Here is a 21,793-nt window from a genome sequence, read left to right on the forward strand (position 1 = left end):
TCTTGCTTTATGCGGACGGCGGCGCGAAGTGGATCGCCTCGATCCCCGCGCGCGCCAGGTAGGCCAGACCCCGCTTGTCGCGGTAAGCGGCCTCGCCGTAGTAGACCTTGCGGATGCCGCCCTTGTTGACGATGCGCTTGGCGCACATCAGGCAGGGCTCGATGGTCACGAACAGGACCTTTGGCCCTTCGTAGTTGCAGAAGAGCAGGGCGTTCTCCTCGGCGTGGAGGTGCTCGCAGGCTCCGGGGACCTTGCCCTCGTGGGCGCAGCCGTTGTCGCCCATCCCGACGCCGCCGCCGTTGTAGCCGTGGCCGACGGTGCGGCGCAGGTCGTCGGTGGTGACCACCGCCCCGACCCGGGCGCGCGAGCAGGTGGAATGCTCGGCCCACATGAAGGCGAGGCGCATGTAGGTGGCTTCGGGAGTCGGGCGCCCGTCGGGCCGGGTCCAGGCTGCTGGCTTGCTTGAATTCGTCATGTCTCGATTCTAGCACCCTCACGTTGCTCACGGATGTCGAGGCCCCGAGAGGGGTATAAGCAGGTAAGCTAGCCCCGTCACCGCTGCCGCCCCACCGAGGTCCAAATGGCGCCCGTCCGGCTTCGCCTCATCTCGAGGCATTTTACGACCGATGGCCGCCTAGAGCGGCCTAACGGAACTGTTTTGTTGGGCGCTCTTGCCTCCCTCTGCGCGCTCATCGTGACGGGCTGCGGGCTGGAGCTCATCTCGACGGTGGGGCGGCTCGGCTCGAGCGGCGCCGCGGGCGCCCTGCCCAGCTGGCCCGTGGAGATGAAGGTCGGCCTCGGCGAGGCGAGCCTCGCGGTTTCGAAGCTGGCCGAGTCGTCCGCGGACCTGCCCCTGACCGAGGAGGCGGACCACACCTACTCCCTGCGCCCGGATCCCAAGGAGATCCCCGCCTTCCGGATCGCGGAATCGCTGACGGTGCCGGCCACCTCCTCGGTGCTCCCCGACACCTCGGCCCCCATGCCCTCGCTCGATCCCGGCCCCCTGGCGGGGCCCGGGCTGAGCCTGGCGAGCCTCAACCTGCCGATCGCCTACGGGCCGGAGGAGCCCGACCTGGCCCTGCCCGTGGACCAGGCCTTCACCCCGAAGGACCAGAGCGAGGCGGTGAGCCTGGGCGACCTGCGGGGCGGCAAGCTCGACGCGGGCTCGAGCGTCACCCTCGCGGTCACGAGCGACCTCGGCGGAGCCGACCGGGACAAGGTCGAGCTCGCGCTGCACGACCTCACGATCGCAAGCGAGGGGGTCGTCCTCAACCGGACATGGCGCGCCGCCAACCCGAGCGCGTCCCTGGGCCACGGCGCCACCATCGTCGTGCAGCTCGACGAGGGAAAGGTGATCAGGAACTCCCTGACGATCTCCTTCGGGTCGAGAGGAACCCTCAGGGCGGGCCTGCGCATCCGGGAGCTGGACGATTCCCAGCACCTCGCGACCACCCTTCGCTCCACTCTCAAGATCAAGGAGATCTCGCTGCCGGCCCAGGCGCTCCCCAGCTCGACCCAGAGCATCGGGGCCCTGAGGGTCCCGGAGAGCCCGGAGCTTCACTCCATCTCGGACGTCACGATCGCGAGCGGCTCGCTCGCCCTGACGGTGACCAACGGCTTCGGCCTGAACGCGCGCCTGAACCTCGACATGACGGGCATCAAGGACGCGCAGGGGCTCCCCCTGGCCTTCACGGCCGAGATCCCGGCGGGCCCGCCCTCGCAGAGCCGGCACGTCATCCCCCTCGCCGGCGCGAGCCTGACGGGTGAGCCTCTTTCCGTGAGCGTGTCGGGCTTCACCTACGACACGGAGGCCGGCGTGGATCGCCTGCCTGTCGGCCTCGGGCCCCTCCCGGGAGGGATGGCGCCGTTCAGCGCCGCACCGACCATGGGGGCGCGGGTCGAGGTGAGCGAGCTTGTGATCGACAGCGTCAAGGCGGTCGTCAAGAAGACCCTCACCGTGGCCACCTCCTCCACCCCCGTCGCGCTGCCGGAAGGGTTCACGCGCGCGGGGATCGCCCTGAAGCGCGTCAGCCTCGCGCTCAGCCTCGACAACCGCAGCCACCTCTCGGGGGCCATCACTCCCACCATCAGCGCCGTGCTCAAGGACGGCTCCACCCGCGCGCTCGACTACCGGGGCGATCGCTCCTTTGCCCCTTCCGAGACGCGCGGCATCACCCGCACCACGGTCCTCGACATCAACGAGGGCAACTCCAACCTGGCGGATCTCCTGAACGCCGGGGTCACTTCCTTGATCTCCGGGGCCGAGGTCGCCATCGACACCCGGGGGGTGGCGGTCCCCCTGACCCGCGACGACCAGGTCTCGGGCAAGGTTTCGATCGCCGTTCCCCTGAGCCTGGTCTTCAAGGAGATGGGACCGGGCAAGGCGAATCCCGCCTACGACATCACGCCCGCCACCCCCCTGACCCTGGACGCGGGAACCAAGGAGCGCCTCGCCCAGGGCCAGATCGAGCGGCTTGCGATCGCCGCCGAGGTGGACAACGGCCTGCGCATCCCGCTCGACATCAACTTGCTGTTCAGCAAACAAGATGACCCCTTCAACGACCCGGCCCCGCTGGTCCGCACCCTGTCGCTGGGGGACGGCACCGCGACGGCGCGCTCGCTCATCGACTTCTCGACCGCCGACATCCCCTTCTTCAAGGACGCCAGGACGGTGGGGCTGAGGCTGACCTCGCCGGGCACCAACGGCCAGCCGGTTGCGATGAAGAGCACCGACGCGCTGCGCGTGCGCCTGGTCGCCATGATCAAGGCGCGGGTCTCCGCCAAGGCCTTCGGGCAGTAGGCGCCAAAGAGCACCCGACAAAACCAGGCATGTTACGGCACGTTGAAGCGCCTCACCACGTGGTTGTCCCGCTCGGCCACGAAGAGGCCCTCGGAGGGCGTGTAGGCCAGGCCGAAGGGGGTGCGCATGGCGGCAAGGAAAGGGCTGTACCCGTCTCCCGAGTAGCCTGTCTCGCCCGTGCCCGCAAGAGTGGCGATGGTGCCGTCGGCCTTGATGGCCCGGACCCGGTGGTTGCCGCTGTCGGCGATGAAGACGCTGCCCTGGTTGTTCGCCGCGACCCCGCTCGGGAAGCTCAGCCAGGCCTCCTCGGAGGGGCCGCCGTCGCCGCCGAAGCCCGGGAGTCCGACCCCGGCGAGAGTGGTGACGATGCCGTCCGGGGCGATCTTGCGGATGCGGTGGTTGCCCATGTCGGCCACGTAGATGTTGTCCTGGGCGTCGATCGCGATGTCGCTCGGCTTGTTGAAGCGGGCCTGGAGGCGAGGCCCGTTGTCGCCCCCGAAGGCGGCCTGGCCGGTGCCCGCGTAGACCGAGACCTGCCAGCTGTGGTTGCCGTCCAGCTTGAGGATACGGTTGGCGTCCATCTCCGCCACGAAGAGGTTGCCCTGCGAGTCGATGGCCATGCCGGCGGGCCCGTCGAGCCGGGCGTCCAGGCCGGGGATGGCCTCGGCGCCGGTGACCAGCGGCTCTCTGCCGCGCCCCACGATGGTGATGAGGAAGTTGTTGATGTCGATGCAGCGGATCGCGCCGTTGCCCCGGTCCGAGAAGAAGATCAGGCCCGTGGCGTCGTCCGAGACGATCTTGTAGGGCGCGTCGAGCTGCAGGTCGCTCAGGTTGCGCCCGTCCCCGTTGAAGCCGGGCTCGCCCGTCCCCACGAAGGTGAAGAGCTGCCCGTCGTAGGTGAGCTTGCGGATGCGGTTGTTACCCGAATCCGCGATGAGCAGGTCTCCGCGGTTGATGGCGAGGCCCGTGGGGGCGTGGAGCATGGAATCGGCCGGCACCTGGGGGTTCTCGGAGAAACCCGCCTCGCCCGTGCCGACCACGGTCTGGATGGCAAGGTCCCGATCGCCCGCGAGCGGGGTCGGCGTGGGGGCCGGGGTCGCGCCCGGCCGCAGGGTGGGGGAAGCGACGAGGGGTTGCCTGGCGAGCGGCCGCGCCGGGCTCGCGGGGCCGCTCGCCGAGCAGGCCGCGAGGGCGAAGGCGAGAAGAGGCAGCAGGCGTCTTGTGTCGCCGAGCACGGGGCTCACCTCAGGATGCGAATGCGCGCGTTGTCGATGTCCGCGACGACGATGGCGCCGTCGGGAGAAAGCGCGATGTCTCCCGGGCGCCGGAACTGGACGGCCCCCGTGCCGTCGGCGAAGCCGGGCCAGTTGTTGCCCGCCACGGTGCGGATGCGGCCGTCCTGGCCGATCTCGCGGACCGAGTGGTTGTAGGTGTCGGCGACGAGCACCCGGCCCGACGCGTCGGCCGCGAGGCCCATGGGGAAGTTGAGGCGCGAGTGGGCCGCGTCGCCGTCGGTGTAGCCCAGGATCCCGTTGCCCGCGATGGTCTTGACCGTCCGATCCGGGGCGATCCTCCTGATGCGCAGGTTCCCGAAGTCGGCCACGTAGAGGTTGCCCGCCCCGTCGAAGGCGAGCTTGCGCGGCAGGTTGAAGTAGGCCCGGGTGCCCGGGCCGTCGGCGAAGCCCCGGCCCTCGTTGCCCGCGTAGCGCGTCACGACGCCCTGGGGGGTCACCCTGTCGATCCAGTAGGTGCTGGACAGGTAGAGGTTGGAGGAGGCGTCGATCGCGATGCCGAAGAGCTCGACGGGATCGTAGGGGCTGCCGTCGGGGTTCCTGAGCGAGAGGGTCGAGACCTGGCCGGCGGGCGAGACCCTGCGCACGGCGTCGAAGTCGGCGACGTACAGGTCGCCGTTCGGGGCGATCGCGGCGTCCTTGGGGCCCATGAACTGGGCCTGCCTTCCCAGCCCGTCGGCACGCCCCGGCTGATCGCTCAGGCCCCCCGCCAGGGTCGAGACCTGGCCGCCGGGGGTGATCTTGCGGATCCGGTAGGCGTAGGGCTCCGTCACGTAGAGGGTGCCGTCCGAGGCCACGCACAGCCCTTCCGGGGCCGCGAAGGTGGCGCCGGCGCCCGCCCCGTCCTCTCCCCCCTGCACCCCGGTGCCGGCGAGGGTCGAGGCCACGACGTTGGCGCGGGCCTGCTCGATGGAGGGCGCGGCCGAGACCTCGCCGGGGGTGTACTCGGCGGTCACCTCGTGGGGGATGTCGTCGGGCCCGGGGCCGGTGGTGCCCGCGGGGCCCCCGCCGCCGCAAGCGGCCAGGGCAAGGGCCATGCTGCCGGCCAGGGCCGTGCGGATCCAGGTCTTCATGCCGTCCCTCCTGAAGTCGAGCGCTCAAGGGTCGCTCCGGATCGTACGGCGCGCGGATGGCCCGCAGGTGACCCGACGGTTACGGCGGGATGAAGAAAGCCTCGCTCGTATTTTTCTTTGACTCCGGGCGTCGGAAAAAAGGGCTCAAGCCTTCGTTCATTCGAACGTAACGCAAGGGCCACCTCGGCGCAAGACAGGGGGGGTATGGTGCCGGGGATACAGGAGGTTCCGGCCATGGGCATGACCCCTTTCAGATTCGCGATCGCTGTTTGCTGCGGCTTGGCCGCATCGAGCGTGCTGTACGTCTCGCAGAAGGCGGACGGCAGCACCCTCGCCGAGGTCGCACCCGCAAGCATCCAGACATCCAGCCCCAGCGCGGGCGTCGCGGCGGCCCCACCCCATCCGGCCCTCGCGGCGAGCGCCTCGCTCGCCAGCACCCCCCCGCTCACCGCGAGCGTCTCGGCGGTGCCAAAGCCTGCTCCTCAGCCCCCGGCGACCCGCTCGGCCGCCGTCAGGCCGCTGCCTGCCGCGAGCGCGAGCCACCCCGCTCCCCCCAATCCCACCGCCGCCGCGAAGCCCCCCCTCGGCCCGAAGGCCGTACCCGCAAAGGCACCGACCGCCGCACTCGCCCCACCCGAGGCCACCACCCGGCAAGCGGCGAAGCACGCGCCTGGCAAGCAAGCCGAGCCGGTGCCCAAGCGCATCATCATCCGTCACTCGCAGCCCGGGGACGTGGTCTTCACCATGCAAGGCGAGGAGCTCCAGGTCGAGTTCCGCCAGGCCCCGTCGCCCAAACGCCAAGGAGGCCGCTCATGACCAAGCCCCTGCGCACGCTGCTCATCGCCGACGACGGCACCCGGGACCGCCACCGGACGGACATCCGCGGCCTCGAGGGCTGCGACCTGATCGGCGAGGTCCACGAGGGCGAGGCGGGGATCCACTTCGCCTCGCTGTGCCAGCCCGACCTGGTCCTGGTCGGAATGAGCGACCAGACCCTCGACACCGCGCGCAGGCTCCAGGCGGTCGCGCCCTGGGCCCGGCTGGTGGCCCTCGGCACCCCCGAGGACGAGGGGGGCCGGCTCGCCCTGATGCAGGCCGGGGTGAGCGACTTCGTGAGCACGAGCGAGCGCGCCTCGCTCATCCAGCTCCTCGAGCGGCTCGCCGCCCCCGACACCGTCCCCGATGGGCTGAACGACGGTGCGACCCCGGGCAAGATCATCACCTGCTACGGCCCCAAGGGGGGCGCGGGCCGCTCGACCCTCGCGGTCAACCTCGCGATCGCCCTCTTCCGCACCACCGGCCGCGAGACCCTCCTGGTGGACGGCGCCCTCCACCACGGCGACCTGGACCTCTTCCTCAACCTCCAGCCCCAGCAGGGGATCGCCTCGGTGCTCGCGGGCAGCCGCCTCGAGGGGGCGCTCTGCCCCCATCCGAGCGGCATCAAGCTGCTGGGGTGGACCAAGGGCGATCACGACCAATCCCCCGACAAGCTGCGCAGCCTCCTGCACCTGCTGCGCCAGCGCGACGCCTGGGTGGTGGTGGATACCCACCCGGCCCTGCGCGAGGTCAACCGCACCATCCTCGAGCTGAGCGATCGCGTCTACCTGCCCATGTTCCTCGACATCGCGCACATCCGCAGCATCCAGCGGGATCTGGCCCTGTGGCGCGAGGAGCGCCTCGACACCGCCCGCTTCGAGCTGGTCGCCTGGGGCGAGAAGAGCGACGTGAGCCGCCAGGAAGCCGGCAAGATCCTGCGGCGCGGCATCGACCTTGCGCTCCACGCCGACCCCGTGAGCGCCCGCAGCGCCATCAACCAGGGCGTCCCCGTGCTCCAGGCCGATCCGCGCGGCGCGCTGGCCCGGGACCTGGATCGCATGATCACCGCCTTCACCGAGCCGCAGACGCGGGCGCTGGTCCAGCTCAAGCCCGCCAACCCCTTCGAGCAGTTCGTCGCCTGGTTCAAGAAGGGCCCCGCCACCGGTTTCGGGGCCTAGCCCATGCGGTACCTCCTCGCCTTCTTCGGCGCCACGATCCTCTCGCTCATCGCTCTCTGGTTCGTGCCCCACCGCGGCGCGCTCCTGGTCCGCTCGCGGCTGGGGGCCCTCGAGGCGACGGGGCCGGGCCTGGTCCCCCTCGACTCGCCCCAGACCCGCAAGGTGCAGGAGCGGCGGCGCGCCAAGGCGAAGCGCAAAGAGCGCCTGCGCATGCGCACCCGCTACCTGCGCCTCGGCGTGCCGGTGCTCGCCCTCGTCGGCGCCCTGGGCGTCTCGGCCTGGGCATGGGGCTCGCTGCGTGCGTTCGCCGCTGGCGCCCTGGTCTTGGCCTGGATGCTGGGAGCCGGCTGGCTCAGGCGCCGGATGCGCCTGAGCCAGGTCGCGCGCCAGATGCCCGCCGCCCTCTGGATCATGGCGACCCACCTGCGCGACACCAACTCCTTCTTCGGGGCCATCGAGGCCGTCTCGCAGCAGGCCCCGCGCGGCATCGCCCGGGAGTTCGCCGGGATCCACGCGGCGATCGCGAGCGGCGAGACCGAAGAGCGGGCCTTCTCCCGCTTCGCCCGGCGCAACCCGGTGCCCGAGGCCGAGATGGTCGCCTCGAGCCTCTCGGTCCCCCAGGAGCGCGGGCAGCGCCTCGCCGTGGCGCTCTTCAACGTCCACGAGGTGCTGGCGAACCGCCACCGGACCCGGCTGGCGGCCGGGCGAGTCGAGCGATCGGTGCGCCTGTTGGCCTGGGTCCTGGTGGTGCCGGTGGCGGTGGTCGCCCTCGAGCCCCTGGCGCGGCCCGATGGGTTCACCCTCCTGAAGGTCGTGATCCTCGGCCTGTTCTGCGCGGGGACTCTCGCCATCAACCGCGTGTGCGTCGGCCTCGGGCAGGGCGGGTAAGACCATGGAGGTGCAAGCCATGCTGGCCATCGTGCTCACGGTCCTCTCGCTGGCAGGAGGCGGCGCGGCGCTCGCCTTCGAGCGCGCCCTGCGTCGCCGGCGCGTGGTCGCCAGGCGCCTGGGGCTCCTGGAGGAAGACGCCGATCTCGCCGGGCGCACCGGGCGCCTGACGCTCATCGTCGGCTGGCTCTCGGAGACCTTCGAGCCACGCAAGATCTGGCGCGGCATGGCGCGGACCGCGCGCCGCTCGCTGGGGGTCACCCTCCTGATGGCCGCCCTGGCCGCCACCCTCGGGATCGGCTACGGCTGGTGGCTCACGGACCGCTCAGGCACCACCTGGGGCGTGGTCGGCGGCGCCTCGCTGGCGCTTCTGGGCTGGTACCTCCTGGGCGGCTACCTGGAGGGGCGCAGCCAGCGCCGCAAGGAGTCCATCGCCTGGTCGGTGCCCGCCCTCCTTGACCGGATCGCGTGCCTGGTGGAGGTCGGCGTCGGCTTCGAGTCGGCCCTGGGCACCGTGGTGCGCGACAAGGGCCCGGGCCATCGCATCCTCAAGACCGAGCTGTTCCGTTACCTGCAGGAGACCCGCCTCGGCCACAGCCGACAAGAGGCGCTGGTGGCGCTCGCCCAGCGCTGCGACGTGAGCGAGCTTCACCGGATGGTCGGGGCCGTGCTCGCCTCGCGCGACGATGCGGCCGCCCTGCGCGCGCAGCTTCGCGAGTGCGCCCTCGCGCTCCAGGCCGAGTGGCTCGAGAAGAAGCGCGCGCGCGCCAGGCGCGCCATCACCCTCATGCTCGGGATCATCGTGACGTGCTTCGGCCCGCTGATGGCGATCGCCCTGGGAGCCAGGTGAGCCTTCCGGGGGGATGGGCCCGGAGATAGAATAGCCGGCACTTCGAACGCACCTCGAATCAAGGCGCGAAGCGCACCAGGCCCTTGGCGCGGCCGCTCCGGCAAACGTCATGCCAGTATTGGGGGTAGCATGCAAATCGATCGCGTGATCATCGAGCGGGAGGACCGAACGAGCTTCTGCGGGGTGCTGAGCTACCTCCACGCGGACAGGCACCAGATGCTCACGTGGAGCTTCGAGCGCACGCCCGACAACAAGGTCGTCCTGCTGCTGTTCCCGTCGAGCTCCAGCGGCCACTACCCCGAGGTCCAGACCCACTACCGCGAGCTGGCCGACGCCATCCTCGACGCCATCCTGCACGCCGCCTCGAGGTGACGCCCTACTTCCCTTCCTGGGCCGAGAGCGCGCGGTAGATCTGCGCCTCGGTGCAGGCCCCCAGATCGATCAGCACCGGGGCGAGGCGATCGCCCGTGCGCTCCTGGGTCTCGAGCGCCGTCCCGATCTGCTCGATGGACACCAGCCCGAGCTTCATCAGGGTGTCGCACAGCTTGACGTCCTGGTACTGGTCCTCGAGCGTGCCCTTCAGCTGCGGGAAGGAGATGAAGCCCAGGCCGAGCAGGATCTCGCCGATCCTGAGGTAGGGGCTCGTCGCCTGGAGGCTGAGGGCCTCGTCGAGCTGGCGGGCGTCGATGATCCGCCGGGCGATGAGCAGGGCGCCGAAGTGAAGGGTCTCGATCGGCAAGCGCCGCCGCAGCGGCGACACCGGCACGACGGCATGCTCGGTGGCCGGGACGGATGGGCTCGACGGGTTGTTCACGGGGCCTCCTCGACGCAGGGTCCGAATACGATCAGATCGCTGGCTATTATACGGCAAGTGGCGGCGCTTTTGGCGCCGCCACTCACATTCGAGGCGTGATCCCGGTCAATTGCTAGAAGAGGCGCGCCTTGACCTTGAGCGAGCCGTCCTTCTCGACGAGCTCGCGGCCCTTCGTCTGGTCCAGGATCGGATCGAGCTTGCCCAGGGTCGCGTCGAGGCGAGTGACGAGCTTGTCCAGGGTGTCCAGGGTCCTGGGCAGGCGGCTGAGCGAGGGCTCTAGGCCGTCCAGGGTCTTGGGAAGGCGGCTGAGGGTCGGGTCCAGCGCGACCAGGGTCTGGTCGGCGTGGTTCACGAGCGCCGGGCCCTTCTTGCCGAGGGCGGTCACGGTGGGGGCCAGCTCGGCGCTCGCGCGGTCCAGGCGGGCCAGGAGATCGGGACCGCGCTTGCCCAGCGCCTTGGTGGCGGGCTCCAGGTCGCTCGTCATGCGATCGAGGCGGTTGATGAGGCTCGGCGCGGCGTCGGCCGTCCGGTCCAGGCTGTCAATCATGTGGGCGAGCTTGTCCTCGTTCCGGGTCAGGATCCGGTCGAGGGTGGCGAGGGTGGTGCCCGCGGTGTCGAGGGTCTTGCCCATGGCCTCGCCGCGGCCGCCGACGGCGGTCGCCAGGCCGTGGACGAGAGAGGAGACGTCCTTGGGGTCCACGTCCTTGAGGACCGGGCCCACGTACTTCATGAGCTCGTCCACCTCGACCGGCACGTCGGTCTGCGAGATGGCGTCGCCGTCCGCGAGCAAAGGCGCGCTCTCGGACTGGGGCAGAAGCTCGACGTACTTCTCGCCCAGGAGGCTCTTCATGCGGATGGCCGCCTTCACGTCCCGGCGGATGTCGGCGTCGGTCTTGAGGCGCAGCTTCACGAGGGCCTTGTCGTGGGCGACCGAGAGGGACTCGACCGAGCCCACGTTCACCCCGGCGATCATGACCGCGCCGTCCTTGACGAGGCCCGCGGCGTTGTCGAACTTGGCCGTGACCATGATCGCCTTGCCGAGCTTGAGCCCGCCCACCGCCACCGACATGTAGGCCAAGAGGGCGAGGGCCGCGAGGATGAAGGCCCCGAGGGCGACGTCGTTCCAGAGCTTGCGTTCCATTTGACTCCTACCTAAACTACACGACTTGGATGGGGCCGTCCGCGCTGCGGTCGAAGAACTGCCTCAGGATGGGGTTTTCCGACTCCTTGAGGGTGTCGGCCGCGCCGTAGGCGATGAGCTTGCTCTTGTAGAGCATGGCGATCCGATCGGCGATCTGGAAGGTGCCGGGGATGTCGTGGCTGATCACGATGAAGGTAAGGCCCAGCTCGTGCTGCATGCGCAGGATCAGCTTATCGATCGCATCCGACATGACCGGGTCCAGGCCCGAGTTGGGCTCGTCGAACAGCACGATCTCGGGCTCGAGGGCGATCGCCCGGGCGATGCCCACCCGCTTGCGCATGCCGCCCGAGAGCTCCGCCGGGAACTTGTGCTCGACGCCGGGCAGGCCCACCTGGGCGAGCTTTGCAGCGACGATCGAACGGATCTCCTTCTCGCTCTTCCTGGTGTGCTGGCGCAGGGGGAAGGCCACGTTGTCGCCCACGTTCATGGAGTCGAAGAGGGCCCCGTCCTGGAAGAGCATCCCGAACTTCTTGCGGACCTCGTAAAGGTCCTTCTCCTTGAGGCGGGTCAGGTCCTGGCCGTCCACCAGGATCCCGCCCTGGTCCGGCCTGAGCAGGCCGACCAGGAGCTTGATGAAGACCGACTTGCCCGTGCCCGAGGGGCCGATGATGACGGTCGTCTTGCCGCGCTCGATGCGCAGGGAGACGTCATCCAGCACCTTCTGCTTGCCGAAGGCCTTGTGGACGTTGCGGAACTCGACGATGCTGTCTTGCGGCAGCGGCCCGGATCCCGTGATGGCGCTTGGATGTTCGATGGCCATGGCCCTTCCTTACCCGAACAAGGCTTCCGACAGGAAGTAGTTGACGATGACGATCAGGGTGGCGACGACCACCACCGTCCGGTTGATGGCGCGGCTGACCCCCTGAGGCCCGGGCGCCGAGGTGAAGCCGTAGTAGCAGGCCACCAGGCAGGTCAGGGTGGCGAAGATGACCCCCTTGAGCATGGCGCACCACAGGTCCGTCACGGTCAGGTAGCGCGTGAGGTCCGCGACGAAGGTGCCGCTGTTGACGCCAAGCTGGAAGACGGCGACCCCGTAGCCCGCCGCGATCGCCGCGATCGAGGCGAAGGCGATCAGGCACGGCGCGACCAGGATGAAGGCGATGAAGCGCGGGACCATCAGGAACCAGAAGGGGTTGACCGACATGACCTCGAGGGCGTCGATCTGCTCGCGGATGCGCATGGTGGCGATGGTCGCCGTCATGTCGGTGCCGGGCTTGGCCGCCATCATGGCCCCCACGATGATGGGTGCGAACTCGCGCAGGGACATCAGGCCGGAGTAGGCCCCCACCATGTCCTGGCCGCCGAAGCGCTGGAAGGCGTAGTAGCCGACCAGCACGATGTTGGATCCGACGAAGGCGCAGATGGCCATGATGACCGGGAAGCTCTCGAGGCCGATCTTCACCATCTGCTCGATGACAAGCGAGGGGCTGGGCGCCCGCCGGACTCCCGCCTTGAGCACCTGGCCCAGGAAGCGCACGATGGCCCCGACCTCGGCCAGGACCCCCACCCCCCTGGAAAGCAGGCTAGCCATCAGCCGATCACCTTGAGCAGGAACGTGGTGATGAAGTAGTTGGAGATGGCGATGGCGACGATCGCATGCACCACCGTCTTGTTGGAGGCCTTGCCCACGCCCTGGGCGCCGCCCGTGACGTTGTAGCCGTAGTAGCATGCGATAAGCCCGATCAGCGCGCCGAAGACCACGCTCTTGAGCAGACCGCCCAGCACGACGTTCATGTGGACGAACTCGAGCAGGTTGCCGACGAAGACCCCCTTGGTGACGCCCTTGAGGCCGACGGCCACCATGTAGCCGCCCAGCATTCCCGCCAATGAGCCGAAGAGGCTGATGACCGGGCAAGCGACGACCAGGGCGATCAGGCGCGGGACGACGACGAACTTGACGGGGGGAACGGCCATCACGCCGAGGGCGTCGATCTCCTCCTTGACGCGCATGGTGCCGATCTCGCCGGCGATCGCCGTCCCCGCCTGGGCCGCGATCATGATGGCGCCGAGGCTCGGGGCCATCTCGCGCAGGATCGACTCGGCCAAGAGGCTGGAGAGGACGTGGTCGGCCCCGAAGATCCGGATGACGGCGAGACCCTGGAGCGCCCCGATCATCCCGACGGCCGTCATGATGGCCAGCACCGGGATCAGGCACTGAAAGGCGACCGCGTGCAGGGCACGGCGGGTTTCAGCGAAGAAGAAGGGGGGCGTGGCGATCGCGACGGCAATCTCGCCGAGAAAGCGGCCCATCCCGCCGAGGACGGCCAAGAAGTTGCGCATGGGCCCATCCTACCATCATCGCGTGGGCCGCAACAAGGGCCCGTTACGCGTGCAGCAAGGCCCGGGCGGTTGCCCGGGCCTTGCTGAAGAGCGGTTGGGTTGGAGAGGAGCGAAGCGGGTCTAGTAGTAGCCGTTGCCGGTGCCGGTACCGGTACCGTTGCCGTAGCCGGTGCCCGCGTTCTGGTCGGCGATGACCGAGACCGTGAAGTCGTCGACCGTCTCCTTCGGGGTCAGATTGACGGTGGTCGTCTGGCCGGCTGCGACGTTGAAGGGGATCTCCTGGGTCTCCTTCTGCTCGCCCTTCCAGGAGAGCGAGACCGTGAGCTTGCCCGACGCGGCGGTGGTGCCGGGGTTCTGGACGGTGATGGTCGCAGTCTTGATCTTCTTCGAGAGCCAGAGGAAGCCGCCGGCGACCATCTGCTTGTTGCCGGGGGTGGCGATGACCTGCGAGGCGGCGGGGTAGCCGCCGGTGCCGGTGCCGGGGTTGTAGATGCCGCTGCCGGTGCCGGTGCCGGTGCCGGTGCCGGTGCCGGGGTTGTAGGTGCTGCCGCCGCCGGTGCCGGGATCGTAGATGCTGGTGTCGTCGCCGGTGTTGGTGCCGGTGCCGTCGTCGACGCCGGTCGGGGTGCGGCCGCAGCCGGTGGCCATGCTGAAGGCCAGGGTGCCGACAACCAAGAGGATGGCGTGCTTGCGGAACGTGCTCATTGGTAACCTCCCGTGAAACCCAAACTCACTTGCTCTTAACAGTATTTGGACTGTTTGGCGGGAGATCTTGCGGCCATGAAGTTAAGTCCTAGTTAACTCTCATCTAACATTAGCCAAAGAGGATGGACGCAATCTCCTTGAAACCGCATGGATACTTGCTTTCAACCGAATCCGACCAGAATGGAAAGCACCCGAGAGGAGGTGTCACCATGTTCGCTCAACTGGGCGGGTGGCTGGATCAGGTGATCCGCGCGACTCCGCCGCTGGTACAAGACAACGCCTTTGCGATCGCCTGGACCTGCGTGGCCCTTTACGCCGTGCGGACCTTCATGCGCTGGGGAATGCCCTATTAATCATCCCCCGAGCCCTTGGCAGGGCTCGGGGGATGTTCCGCTAACCCTGCCCCCTGGTGGACTTGCGCACGGATGCGCTGATGCCGCGAAGGGCAGGGATGCCCGAGAGCGGCTCGGGGCAGGGGTGGGGGGATAAAATCAGGTTCCTTAGAACACTTCCTTCACGATGTCGCGGTCCAAGAGCTCCGCCGCCTCGCGCGCTCGCGCCCGGAACGTCTCGCCCAGCCCCGGGATCTCGCGGAACTGCTGGAGCATGTCGATCACCTGGCGAAGGTGCCGCACCAGCTGCCCCTCGTCGATCCCCGAGGCCTCGACGATCGGCGCCCACTCCATCCCCTCGGCCCAGGCCTGGGTCAGCCCCACGTAGTCGGGCACCAGGTAGATCGGCTGCTCGATCTCGGACTCGAGCATCCTCTTGCCGAGGCGCTTGGCATCCTTGGCCAGCCGCTCGAAGAGCAGGTGAAGCCCCGGATCGAACTTGAGCCCGCGCCAGGCTTGCCGCCCGCGCACGGGTTCGGCGACCAGCGCGCTGGTCGCCGCCGCGAGCTTCACGGGCTCGAGCCCCTCGAGCATCCCCGAGGCGAGGGCCTCGGCCACCACCAGCTCGTTGGTCGTTCGCACGCTCGCAAGCGCCTGGCCCCGGGCCAGCAGCTCCCGCCCGCGCAGGAAGCCCGTCTCCTCCAGGAACCTCGAGAGCTTCAGGAAGCCCCGCCAGTGGTTGGAGTGGAGGACGTCGATCTCCTTGGCGAAGCGCCCGAGCTCCTGACCCAGGACGCGGCGATCGCGCACCGCCTCCTGGCAGGCCTTGCGCACCTTGCAGCTGGTGCATGGGAAGCGCTCGAGCTCCTGGTTGATCTCCTTGAGCTTCGCCTTGGCCTTGAGGATCTCGGGCGGCTCGGTGATCGGCTTGACCATCGCCTCCAGGTCCAGGCCGCTGCGGGCGATCCACTCGTGCCATGTCGGCCGGTAATCCCCGGGGGTGTGCTGCTGCATGTAGCTGATGCGGCCGGCCTTGACCACCACCTCCTCGGGGATGGTCGTCACGGGCTCGGCGGGCAGCACCATGACCAGGTGACGGCCCCCCAGGCGAGTGATCGAGGGGGTCTCGAGCAGCACCGAGTAGTGCACGTCGCCGCTCTTGACCGGCTGAACGTCGAGCAGCACCCCGAGCTCGGGGCCCGCGGCCCCCGGCGGGTGGACCAGAAGCCAAGCGCCGAAGGGAGCCTTGACGAGCTGCGAGACGGCCGACTGGCGCGACACGTACTGCCTGGAGCTCTCCATGCCCGCCATGCGCTTGCGCAGGCTCTCGCGGTCGTTGCGCAAGAGCTTGAGCCGCTCGAGCAGCTCCATGCGCTCCTTGGTCTCGTCGAAGGGGCAGCGAGAGTCGAGGGCATCGAGGCGCTCCTGGGTCCTGCGCTGGCGGTCGAACAGGCTCGAGACCGCCCCCGAGCTCTGGAACTGGGCGAAGCTCTGCTCGACGATCTTGCGCGCCTGGTCCGGCTCGTAGCGCTGGGTCAGGTTCGCCACCATGTTGAAGTTGAGGGTGAAGCGGCTCTTGAGGGGCTCGGCCTGGCTCGTCGCCAGGTGCGCCACCTCCATGGGCGAGTAGCGGTGGCTCGACACCACGACCCCGTAGCCCACCTCGTCCATGCCGCGGCGCCCGGCGCGGCCCGTCATCTGCTGGAACTCGGAGACCGTGAGCACCCGGTGGCCCTCGTCGGTGCGCTTGATGATGCTCGAGATCACCACCGTCTTGGCCGGCATGTTGATGCCCGCCGCCAGGGTCTCGGTCGCGAACACCACCTTGATGAGCGCCCGCTGGAACAATCGCTCGATCAGGTACTTGAGCGGCGGCAAGAGGCCCGCGTGGTGCGGCGCGACCCCGTAAGGCAGCAGATCCAGCCACTTCTTGGTGGCATGGGAGGCGAGCATCCCGGGAGTCTGGCGGACCGCCGCCTCGACCATGTGTATGATCCGCTGGCGCTCCTCGGGCGTCGTCAGGGCAAGATCCGCGTTGATCACGTCGCGGGCCTGCTCCTCGCAGCCCATGCGGCTGAAGATGAAGTAGATCGCAGGCAGCATCTCCTTGTTCTGGAGATCCTTGACCACGTCCACCGGCTCGGGAGGGGCCACCCAGCCCTCGTCGTCGCCGAAGCGCTTGACGGCGAGCTTGCCGCTGGACGAGAAGAGCTTCTTGACGTTGGGGGAGGCCACGTAGCTCTCGAGCGGGACCGGCCGCTCGGCGTGGTACACCACCTTCATGGGCTTGTGGACCGTGCCGACCCAGGTGGCCAGCTCCTCGGCGTTGGGGATGGTCGCCGAGAGGGCCGTGACCGAGGTGTGCTTGTTGAGGAAGACGATCGTCTCCTCCCACACCGTCCCGCGCCCCTCGCTGCCGAGGTAGTGGGCCTCGTCCAGGACCACGTGCGACACGTCCGCCACCCGCGCGGGATCCGCGTGCAGGATGTTCCGCAAAATTTCGGTGGTCATCACCAGCACCGGGGCCTCGGGCTCGAGGACCACGTCGCCCGTGATCAGGCCGACCTGGCCGGGCAGGGCGGCCTTGAGGTCGCGGTACTTCTGATTGGAGAGGGCCTTGAGCGGCGTGGTGTAGATGCAGCGCGTCTTGGACTCGAGGGCGAGGTAGACGGCGAACTCGGCCACCACGGTCTTGCCCGAGCCGGTGGGGGCCGAGACCAGCACGGATCGCCCGCTCGCGAGGGCCTCCATCGCCTCGACCTGGAAGGGGTCGAGGGGGAACTTCTGGGTCCTGGCGAAGGCGGCGACGAGCGCCTTGGGGTCCGTAGCGGGCATGGTCATGGGCGCGCCTTTCTCGAGTTTTTGCGCAGTGTAGCACGCGCTCTCCCGCACGCCAAGCCATCTTTCGGGCAATACGCTAAAATGGCCGCTATGCGCGACGACATGTGGAGCATCGAGCAGAGTTTCTGGGCGAGGGGCGATCGCCACCTGGCCGGGCTGGACGAGGTGGGGCGCGGCCCCCTGGTGGGGGCGGTGGTGGCCGCCTGCGTGGTGCTTCCCGGGCCCGACCATCCCGCCTTCGAACAGAGCAGGCTGCGCCTGACGGGCCTCACCGATTCCAAGAAGCTGAGCAAAGCGCGGCGCGACCACTTCGCCTCGGTGGTCAAGGAGGTCGCCCTCGCCTGGGCGATCGCCGAGTGCTCCGCCGAGGAGATCGACCGCCTCAACATCCTGAAGGCCTCGCACGAAGCCATGGCCCGCGCCCTGCGCCGGGTCCGAAAGACCCTCAAGCCCGAGCGGCTCCTGGTGGACGGGCACCTGAAGATCAAGGGGATCCGGGCCAAGCAGGAGGCCCTGGTCAAGGGGGATTCACGGTCCATGTCGATCGCGGCCGCCTCGGTGATCGCCAAGGTCCACCGCGACGCCCAGATGGTCGCGCTTCACGCGAAGTACCCCGTCTACGGCTTCGACCGGCACAAGGGGTACCCGACAGCGGAGCACCTGGACGCGATCGCCGCGCACGGCCTCACGCCTCACCACCGCCAGAGCTTCGGCCCCTGCCGAACGCTCTCGGAATCGCGCGAAGGCTAAGCCCCGAGCGAGATCAGGCCGTAGGCGCCGCGCTGGGCCTGGGCCTTGGTGAACTGCGCCACCGTGATCGACATGGGCCCCTTCGGGTTCGCCGGATCGTGCATGTAGACGCGGCCGTTCTCCACCTTGGTGACGACCGTGTAGTGCCCCGAGGTCGAATTCGGGAAGAGGTAGCTCGGGCGCAGATGGGCGATGACCAGGCGGCCCTTGGCCAGCTCGGCCTTGAGCTTTTCCAGGCCCCCGTAGAGCACGGCGGAATCGAGGCCGTAGCTCTTGGCGCCCTTGACGAGCTGGTCGTAGCTCGTGCCGTTGTACTCGCTGGCGTTGCTGGTGCCGGCCCCCATGCGGCGGCGGGTGTCCTCGATGGCCGAATTGGCGTTGCCTGGCGTGACACTACGCTTGCCGAAAGCTTCGGCGACGATCGTCAGGCTCGCCGGGCCGCAGTTGCCGTTGGCGCGCGACGCGTCCTCGCCCGTGTTCGAGGCGCTGCGGTACTGGGAGACGAAGGTGCCGCCGCCGACGTTCGGCTTGGCGGCCGCCTTCGGGGCGGGCTTCGGCAGCTCGGGAGGCTTGGGCTGGGCCGCAGGCTTGGGCTCGGGCTTCGGCTGGGCCGCAGGCTTTTTCTCGGGCACGGGCTTCGGCTTCACGACCTGGCCCAGGCGATCGACCAGCGTATCGAGTTTCTCGAACAGCTGCTTCAGGCCCGCCGACGGCTGAATGACCGCCGCCTGATTCACGGCCGGGCTCGGCTGGACAGCCGCCTGGTGCAGGTGAAGCCGATCGAGCAAGGCATCGTAGCCGGCCGCCGAGGGGGCCCCGGCGGCAGGCGCGGGAGCGGCGGTGAAAGCGGCATGCCGCCTTGCGGTCTGTGAAAAGGCTTGGATGGTCGACATGGCTTCCCCCCAGGAGTCGGCTTCCTCGAATTATCGGGGGGGAGGACGCAGAATCGGTAATCCATCGATTAAGCTTCGGCTATCTTTCGACGAATTTCCACCGCTCCCCGCAAAAAGGCCCCGCAGCGCTGCTGCGGGGCCTTTTTGCGGGATGTAATCGGAACGCGGCTAGCGCGCGCCGACCTGGGAGATGATGCCCATCTCGGTGCCGACCTGCTCGAACACGGAAAGCGCCCGGTCCAGCTCCTCGCGGGTGTGGGCGGCGGTGACGATGGTGCGCACGCGGCTCTTGTCGTTGGCGACCGTCGGGAAGCCGATCCCCTGCGCGAAGACGCCGTTGGCGAAGAGGCGATCCGAGAACTGCATCGCGCGCGCCCCGTCGCCCACGATGACCGGGGTGATGGGCGTCTCGGAGCCCGCGGTGTCGAAGCCCAGGCGCTCGAGACCCGCCTTGAAGTAGCGGGTGTTGTCCCAGAGGCGCTCCATGAGGGTGGGGTCCTCCTGCAGGAGGTCGAAGGCCGCCAGGGCCGCCGCCGTGACGGCGGGCGGGTGGGAGGTCGAGAAGAGGAAGGGGCGCGCCTTGAGGATCAGGTACTCGATCAGCGTGCGCGAGCCCGCCACGTAGCCGCCGAGGCAGCCGATGGCCTTGGAGAGGGTCCCCACCTGGATGTGGACCCGGCCGTGAAGCCCGAAGTGATCGACCGTGCCGCGGCCCTGGTGGCCCAGCACGCCCGACGAGTGGGCGTCATCGACCATGATGATGGCCTTGTGCTGCTCGGCGACCTCGACGATGTCCGCCAGGGGGGCGATGTCGCCGTCCATCGAGAAGACGCCATCGGTGATGACCAGGGTGCGGCGGTAGTTGCCCTCGACCTCAGCCAGCACCCGGCGCAGGTCCGCCACGTCCTTGTGCTTGAAGACGGCGATCTTGGCGCGGCTCAGGCGGCAACCGTCGATGATGCTCGCGTGGTTGAGCTCGTCGGAGACGATCACGTCCTCCTTGCCGAGCACCGCCGACACGGTTCCCGAGTTGGCGGTGAAGCCCGACTGGAAGACCAGGGCCGCCTCCGTGTGCTTGAAGGCCGCGATCTTGGCCTCGAGCTCCACGTGCTGGCTCATGGTGCCCGCGATGGTGCGCACCGATCCCGAGCCCGCGCCGAAGCGGTCGATGGCCTCGTGGGCCGCCTTCATCAGCTTGGGGTGGGTGGTCAGGCCCAGGTAGTTGTTGGAGCTGAGGTTGACGACCTCCTGGTGATCGAAGCAGGCCTCCGCCTGCTGCATGCCCTCGAGCACGCGGGGCATCCGGTACAGGCCCCGGTCCTTGAGGTCTTGCAGCTCGTCGGCCAGGTAGCCGAAGGGATCGTAGCTCATCGTTTCTCCTATTAGTGGAACGGCCGCGCTCTAGGGGGTCAGGACGATCTTGCCGCAGTTGCCCGAGACCATCAGCGCCATGGCCTCGTCGATCTGCGAAAGGGACATGCGGTGGGTGATCATGGGGCTCAGGTCGATCCGGCGCGCGTTGAGGAAGTTGGCGACCTGGTACCAGGTGTCCATCATCTTGCGGCCCGTGATGCCCTGCACCGTGACCCCGCGCATGACGATGTCGTTGGCCACGTCGAGGGTGACGGGCTTGCCGGGCAGGCCCAGGATCGAGTAGCGGCCGCCGGCGCGGATCATCTTGAAGGCGTCGTTCATGGCCCGCTCGTTGCCCGACATCTCGCAGACCACGTCCACGCCGCCCGGCACCTCCGCCAGCACCCGGGCGATCGCATCCTCCTCGTCGGCCTTGATGGCGAGGGTCGCCCCCATCTTGAGCGCGAGGTCCAGCCGGTAGGCGTTGAGGTCGATGGCGATGACGGCGCCCGCCCCGGCGGCCCTGGCCACGGCGCAGGCGAGGATCCCCGTGGGACCGCAGCCGCTCACGACCACCGTGCGGCCCGCCACGTCGCCCGCGAGCACCGTGTGGACGGCGTTGCCCAGGGGCTCCTGCACCGGCGCCCACTCCAGGGGCAGGTCGGGCGAGTTGAACCAGAGGTTCGCCTCGGGCACGACCACGTACTCGGCGAAGCAGCCCTGGATGTCCACCCCCAGGATGGTGGTGTTGGCGCAGACGTGCGCCAGGCCTGTCCGGCATTGGTAGCAGTGGCCGCAGACCACGTGGGTCTCGGCCGAGACGAAGTCGCCGACCTTGGCGGTCTTGACCTGCTCGCCCACGGCGACGACCTCGCCGCCCAGCTCGTGACCCATGATGAGGGGGGGCTTGACCCGGCCCTGACTCCAGGCGTCCCAGGTGTAGAGGTGGACGTCGGTGCCGCAGACCGTCGTCGCCTTGACCTTGACCAAGACCTCGTGGGGGCCCGGGGTGGGCACCGCGGTGGTGATGAGCGTGCCGCCGGGCTCGGGGCGGGCCTTGACCACCGCCTTCATGGTCTCCGGAATCGCCGGGGTCGCAACGCCCTGGTTGGCCGCCATCGTCATCGCCATGCAATCCTTCCTGATCAGGGTTCGGGGGCACGATCTCAGGTCCATGCCCCACCCGACTTTGCGCCCCTCAGTCTAGCAGAAGGGGCCAAGCGCCTCAACTCACGACCTAGCGCGCAAGAGTGTTCGAGGCCTCGGGGCTGAGATGGAGCTGCAGGCTGGAGAGGTCGCCGGGCGCCTTGCGATCGCCCGCGAGGTCCGTGTCGTGGGTGAGGGTGCGCAGGCGCTGGGCCTGGTAGGGATCCGAGGGGGTCGACTCGAGCTTCGCCTTCTGGCAGCCCGCCAGGATCATCGCGACGAGGATGAGCGAGGAAACGATTCGGATCATGTGCACCTCCGGACTAGGGAAACGGCTTGCTAACCGGTAAAACACCCCATTCTACCATCGTTTACCCTCTTAACGAATCGTTGCGCCGCGATCCGCGCCGGGAGCTATAATCCGTGTACCCCCGAGGCGGCAACACCAGTCGCGGCGCGCCGTACGACTCGACTCAGCGATGCGGTCCCAGCGCCAACGATCAGAAGGGAGGCCCTCCATGGAAACCCGCGATCGCAAGAACCAGCTCCAGTGCATCGTGGACGAAGGCTTGCTCGTGAAC

General features: G+C 68.8%; 22 protein-coding genes. 8 read left to right on the forward strand and 14 right to left on the reverse strand.

Features of this window, described 5'->3' with window-relative positions:
- Nucleotides 1-7: 7 nt before the first annotated feature.
- Nucleotides 8-475 (reverse strand): deaminase, encoded by a 468-nt coding sequence (locus tag V6D00_09985; GenBank protein HEY9899499.1) that lies wholly within the window; start codon nt 473-475, stop codon nt 8-10.
- Nucleotides 476-661: 186 nt separating this feature from the next.
- Here V6D00_09985 and V6D00_09990 point away from each other — a divergent pair, with 186 nt between their 5' ends.
- On the forward strand, nt 662-2,800 hold the full coding sequence (locus V6D00_09990; protein ID HEY9899500.1) for a hypothetical protein: 2,139 nt from the start codon (nt 662-664) through the stop codon (nt 2,798-2,800).
- 32 nt (nt 2,801-2,832) lie between these two features.
- On the opposite strand, the gene V6D00_09995 is transcribed toward V6D00_09990, so the two are convergent.
- Nucleotides 2,833-4,035, reverse strand: coding sequence for a hypothetical protein (locus tag V6D00_09995; GenBank protein ID HEY9899501.1), 1,203 nt, complete (start codon nt 4,033-4,035; stop codon nt 2,833-2,835).
- 5 nt (nt 4,036-4,040) lie between these two features.
- Complete coding sequence (locus tag V6D00_10000; GenBank protein HEY9899502.1) at nt 4,041-5,165, reverse strand: hypothetical protein; 1,125 nt, start codon at nt 5,163-5,165, stop codon at nt 4,041-4,043.
- Nucleotides 5,166-5,405: 240 nt separating this feature from the next.
- On the opposite strand from V6D00_10000, the gene V6D00_10005 reads away from it, so the two are divergent.
- The 5 genes from V6D00_10005 to V6D00_10025 all read left to right on the forward strand — a co-directional run bounded on the left by V6D00_10005 (nt 5,406) and on the right by V6D00_10025 (nt 9,269).
- On the forward strand, nt 5,406-5,981 hold the full coding sequence (locus tag V6D00_10005; protein HEY9899503.1) for a hypothetical protein: 576 nt from the start codon (nt 5,406-5,408) through the stop codon (nt 5,979-5,981).
- A complete protein-coding gene (locus V6D00_10010; GenBank protein HEY9899504.1) occupies nt 5,978-7,159 on the forward strand; it encodes a hypothetical protein in 1,182 nt (393 codons plus the stop codon). Before V6D00_10005 ends, V6D00_10010 begins: the two co-directional genes overlap by 4 nt.
- A gap of 3 nt (nt 7,160-7,162) precedes the next feature.
- Nucleotides 7,163-8,047 carry a type II secretion system F family protein gene (locus V6D00_10015; GenBank protein ID HEY9899505.1) on the forward strand — a complete coding sequence of 295 codons (885 nt, stop codon included), beginning with the start codon at nt 7,163-7,165 and terminating at the stop codon, nt 8,045-8,047.
- A 19-nt stretch (nt 8,048-8,066) separates the two neighbouring features.
- On the forward strand, nt 8,067-8,897 hold the full coding sequence (locus V6D00_10020) for a type II secretion system F family protein (protein HEY9899506.1): 831 nt from the start codon (nt 8,067-8,069) through the stop codon (nt 8,895-8,897).
- A gap of 129 nt (nt 8,898-9,026) precedes the next feature.
- Entirely contained in the window at nt 9,027-9,269 is a 243-nt protein-coding gene (locus V6D00_10025) for a hypothetical protein (protein HEY9899507.1), read from the forward strand.
- A 4-nt stretch (nt 9,270-9,273) separates the two neighbouring features.
- Here the strand turns inward: V6D00_10025 and V6D00_10030 are convergent, their stop codons facing one another.
- From V6D00_10030 to V6D00_10055, 6 genes are all read right to left on the reverse strand, one after another.
- The gene (locus V6D00_10030) at nt 9,274-9,711 is read right to left on the reverse strand and encodes a hypothetical protein (protein HEY9899508.1); all 438 of its coding nucleotides are present in this window, start codon (nt 9,709-9,711) and stop codon (nt 9,274-9,276) included.
- 112 nt (nt 9,712-9,823) lie between these two features.
- Nucleotides 9,824-10,852 (reverse strand): MCE family protein, encoded by a 1,029-nt coding sequence (locus V6D00_10035; GenBank protein HEY9899509.1) that lies wholly within the window; start codon nt 10,850-10,852, stop codon nt 9,824-9,826.
- A gap of 16 nt (nt 10,853-10,868) precedes the next feature.
- On the reverse strand, nt 10,869-11,672 hold the full coding sequence (locus V6D00_10040) for an ABC transporter ATP-binding protein (protein HEY9899510.1): 804 nt from the start codon (nt 11,670-11,672) through the stop codon (nt 10,869-10,871).
- Nucleotides 11,673-11,681: 9 nt separating this feature from the next.
- Nucleotides 11,682-12,443, reverse strand: coding sequence for an ABC transporter permease (locus V6D00_10045; protein ID HEY9899511.1), 762 nt, complete (start codon nt 12,441-12,443; stop codon nt 11,682-11,684).
- The gene (locus tag V6D00_10050) at nt 12,443-13,192 is read right to left on the reverse strand and encodes an ABC transporter permease (GenBank protein HEY9899512.1); all 750 of its coding nucleotides are present in this window, start codon (nt 13,190-13,192) and stop codon (nt 12,443-12,445) included. Before V6D00_10050 ends, V6D00_10045 begins: the two co-directional genes overlap by 1 nt.
- Nucleotides 13,193-13,312: 120 nt before the next feature.
- A complete protein-coding gene (locus tag V6D00_10055) occupies nt 13,313-13,897 on the reverse strand; it encodes a hypothetical protein (protein HEY9899513.1) in 585 nt (194 codons plus the stop codon).
- Nucleotides 13,898-14,106: 209 nt separating this feature from the next.
- On the opposite strand from V6D00_10055, the gene V6D00_10060 reads away from it, so the two are divergent.
- Entirely contained in the window at nt 14,107-14,250 is a 144-nt protein-coding gene (locus V6D00_10060; protein HEY9899514.1) for a hypothetical protein, read from the forward strand.
- Nucleotides 14,251-14,397: 147 nt separating this feature from the next.
- On the opposite strand, the gene V6D00_10065 is transcribed toward V6D00_10060, so the two are convergent.
- On the reverse strand, nt 14,398-17,070 hold the full coding sequence (locus V6D00_10065) for a DEAD/DEAH box helicase (protein HEY9899515.1): 2,673 nt from the start codon (nt 17,068-17,070) through the stop codon (nt 14,398-14,400).
- A 90-nt stretch (nt 17,071-17,160) separates the two neighbouring features.
- Here V6D00_10065 and V6D00_10070 point away from each other — a divergent pair, with 90 nt between their 5' ends.
- Nucleotides 17,161-17,820, forward strand: a complete 660-nt coding sequence (locus V6D00_10070; GenBank protein ID HEY9899516.1) for a ribonuclease HII — start codon at nt 17,161-17,163, stop codon at nt 17,818-17,820.
- On the opposite strand, the gene V6D00_10075 is transcribed toward V6D00_10070, so the two are convergent.
- The 4 genes from V6D00_10075 to V6D00_10090 all read right to left on the reverse strand — a co-directional run bounded on the left by V6D00_10075 (nt 17,817) and on the right by V6D00_10090 (nt 21,522).
- Nucleotides 17,817-18,713 (reverse strand): C39 family peptidase, encoded by an 897-nt coding sequence (locus tag V6D00_10075; protein ID HEY9899517.1) that lies wholly within the window; start codon nt 18,711-18,713, stop codon nt 17,817-17,819. The two genes, V6D00_10070 and V6D00_10075, sit on opposite strands and share 4 nt — an antisense overlap.
- A 168-nt stretch (nt 18,714-18,881) precedes the next feature.
- Nucleotides 18,882-20,084, reverse strand: coding sequence for a glycine C-acetyltransferase (locus tag V6D00_10080; GenBank protein ID HEY9899518.1), 1,203 nt, complete (start codon nt 20,082-20,084; stop codon nt 18,882-18,884).
- 30 nt (nt 20,085-20,114) lie between these two features.
- Nucleotides 20,115-21,197: an L-threonine 3-dehydrogenase gene (tdh, locus tag V6D00_10085; protein ID HEY9899519.1), complete on the reverse strand. Its 1,083-nt coding sequence runs from the start codon at nt 21,195-21,197 to the stop codon at nt 20,115-20,117.
- Nucleotides 21,198-21,303: 106 nt separating this feature from the next.
- A complete protein-coding gene (locus tag V6D00_10090) occupies nt 21,304-21,522 on the reverse strand; it encodes a hypothetical protein (GenBank protein ID HEY9899520.1) in 219 nt (72 codons plus the stop codon).
- Nucleotides 21,523-21,793: the final 271 nt, after the last annotated feature.

Origin of the sequence: Pantanalinema sp. (assembly GCA_036704125.1) — a bacterium.
Classification (GTDB): Bacteria; Cyanobacteriota; Sericytochromatia; order S15B-MN24; family UBA4093; genus JAGIBK01.

Bases quoted from the DNA above. Each gene is read 5' to 3' on its own strand.
- V6D00_09985 (HEY9899499.1), bottom strand. From the start codon at position 475: ATGACGAATTCAAGCAAGCCAGCAGCCTGGACCCGGCCCGACGGGCGC.
- V6D00_10000 (HEY9899502.1), bottom strand. From the start codon at position 5,165: ATGAAGACCTGGATCCGCACGGCCCTGGCCGGCAGCATGGCCCTTGCC.
- V6D00_10005 (HEY9899503.1), top strand. From the start codon at position 5,406: ATGACCCCTTTCAGATTCGCGATCGCTGTTTGCTGCGGCTTGGCCGCA.
- V6D00_10010 (HEY9899504.1), top strand. From the start codon at position 5,978: ATGACCAAGCCCCTGCGCACGCTGCTCATCGCCGACGACGGCACCCGG.
- V6D00_10015 (HEY9899505.1), top strand. From the start codon at position 7,163: ATGCGGTACCTCCTCGCCTTCTTCGGCGCCACGATCCTCTCGCTCATC.
- V6D00_10020 (HEY9899506.1), top strand. From the start codon at position 8,067: ATGCTGGCCATCGTGCTCACGGTCCTCTCGCTGGCAGGAGGCGGCGCG.
- V6D00_10025 (HEY9899507.1), top strand. From the start codon at position 9,027: ATGCAAATCGATCGCGTGATCATCGAGCGGGAGGACCGAACGAGCTTC.
- V6D00_10035 (HEY9899509.1), bottom strand. From the start codon at position 10,852: ATGGAACGCAAGCTCTGGAACGACGTCGCCCTCGGGGCCTTCATCCTC.
- V6D00_10040 (HEY9899510.1), bottom strand. From the start codon at position 11,672: ATGGCCATCGAACATCCAAGCGCCATCACGGGATCCGGGCCGCTGCCG.
- V6D00_10045 (HEY9899511.1), bottom strand. From the start codon at position 12,443: ATGGCTAGCCTGCTTTCCAGGGGGGTGGGGGTCCTGGCCGAGGTCGGG.
- V6D00_10050 (HEY9899512.1), bottom strand. From the start codon at position 13,192: ATGCGCAACTTCTTGGCCGTCCTCGGCGGGATGGGCCGCTTTCTCGGC.
- V6D00_10055 (HEY9899513.1), bottom strand. From the start codon at position 13,897: ATGAGCACGTTCCGCAAGCACGCCATCCTCTTGGTTGTCGGCACCCTG.
- V6D00_10060 (HEY9899514.1), top strand. From the start codon at position 14,107: ATGTTCGCTCAACTGGGCGGGTGGCTGGATCAGGTGATCCGCGCGACT.
- V6D00_10065 (HEY9899515.1), bottom strand. From the start codon at position 17,070: ATGACCATGCCCGCTACGGACCCCAAGGCGCTCGTCGCCGCCTTCGCC.
- V6D00_10070 (HEY9899516.1), top strand. From the start codon at position 17,161: ATGCGCGACGACATGTGGAGCATCGAGCAGAGTTTCTGGGCGAGGGGC.
- V6D00_10075 (HEY9899517.1), bottom strand. From the start codon at position 18,713: ATGTCGACCATCCAAGCCTTTTCACAGACCGCAAGGCGGCATGCCGCT.
- V6D00_10080 (HEY9899518.1), bottom strand. From the start codon at position 20,084: ATGAGCTACGATCCCTTCGGCTACCTGGCCGACGAGCTGCAAGACCTC.
- tdh (HEY9899519.1), bottom strand. From the start codon at position 21,197: ATGGCGATGACGATGGCGGCCAACCAGGGCGTTGCGACCCCGGCGATT.
- V6D00_10090 (HEY9899520.1), bottom strand. From the start codon at position 21,522: ATGATCCGAATCGTTTCCTCGCTCATCCTCGTCGCGATGATCCTGGCG.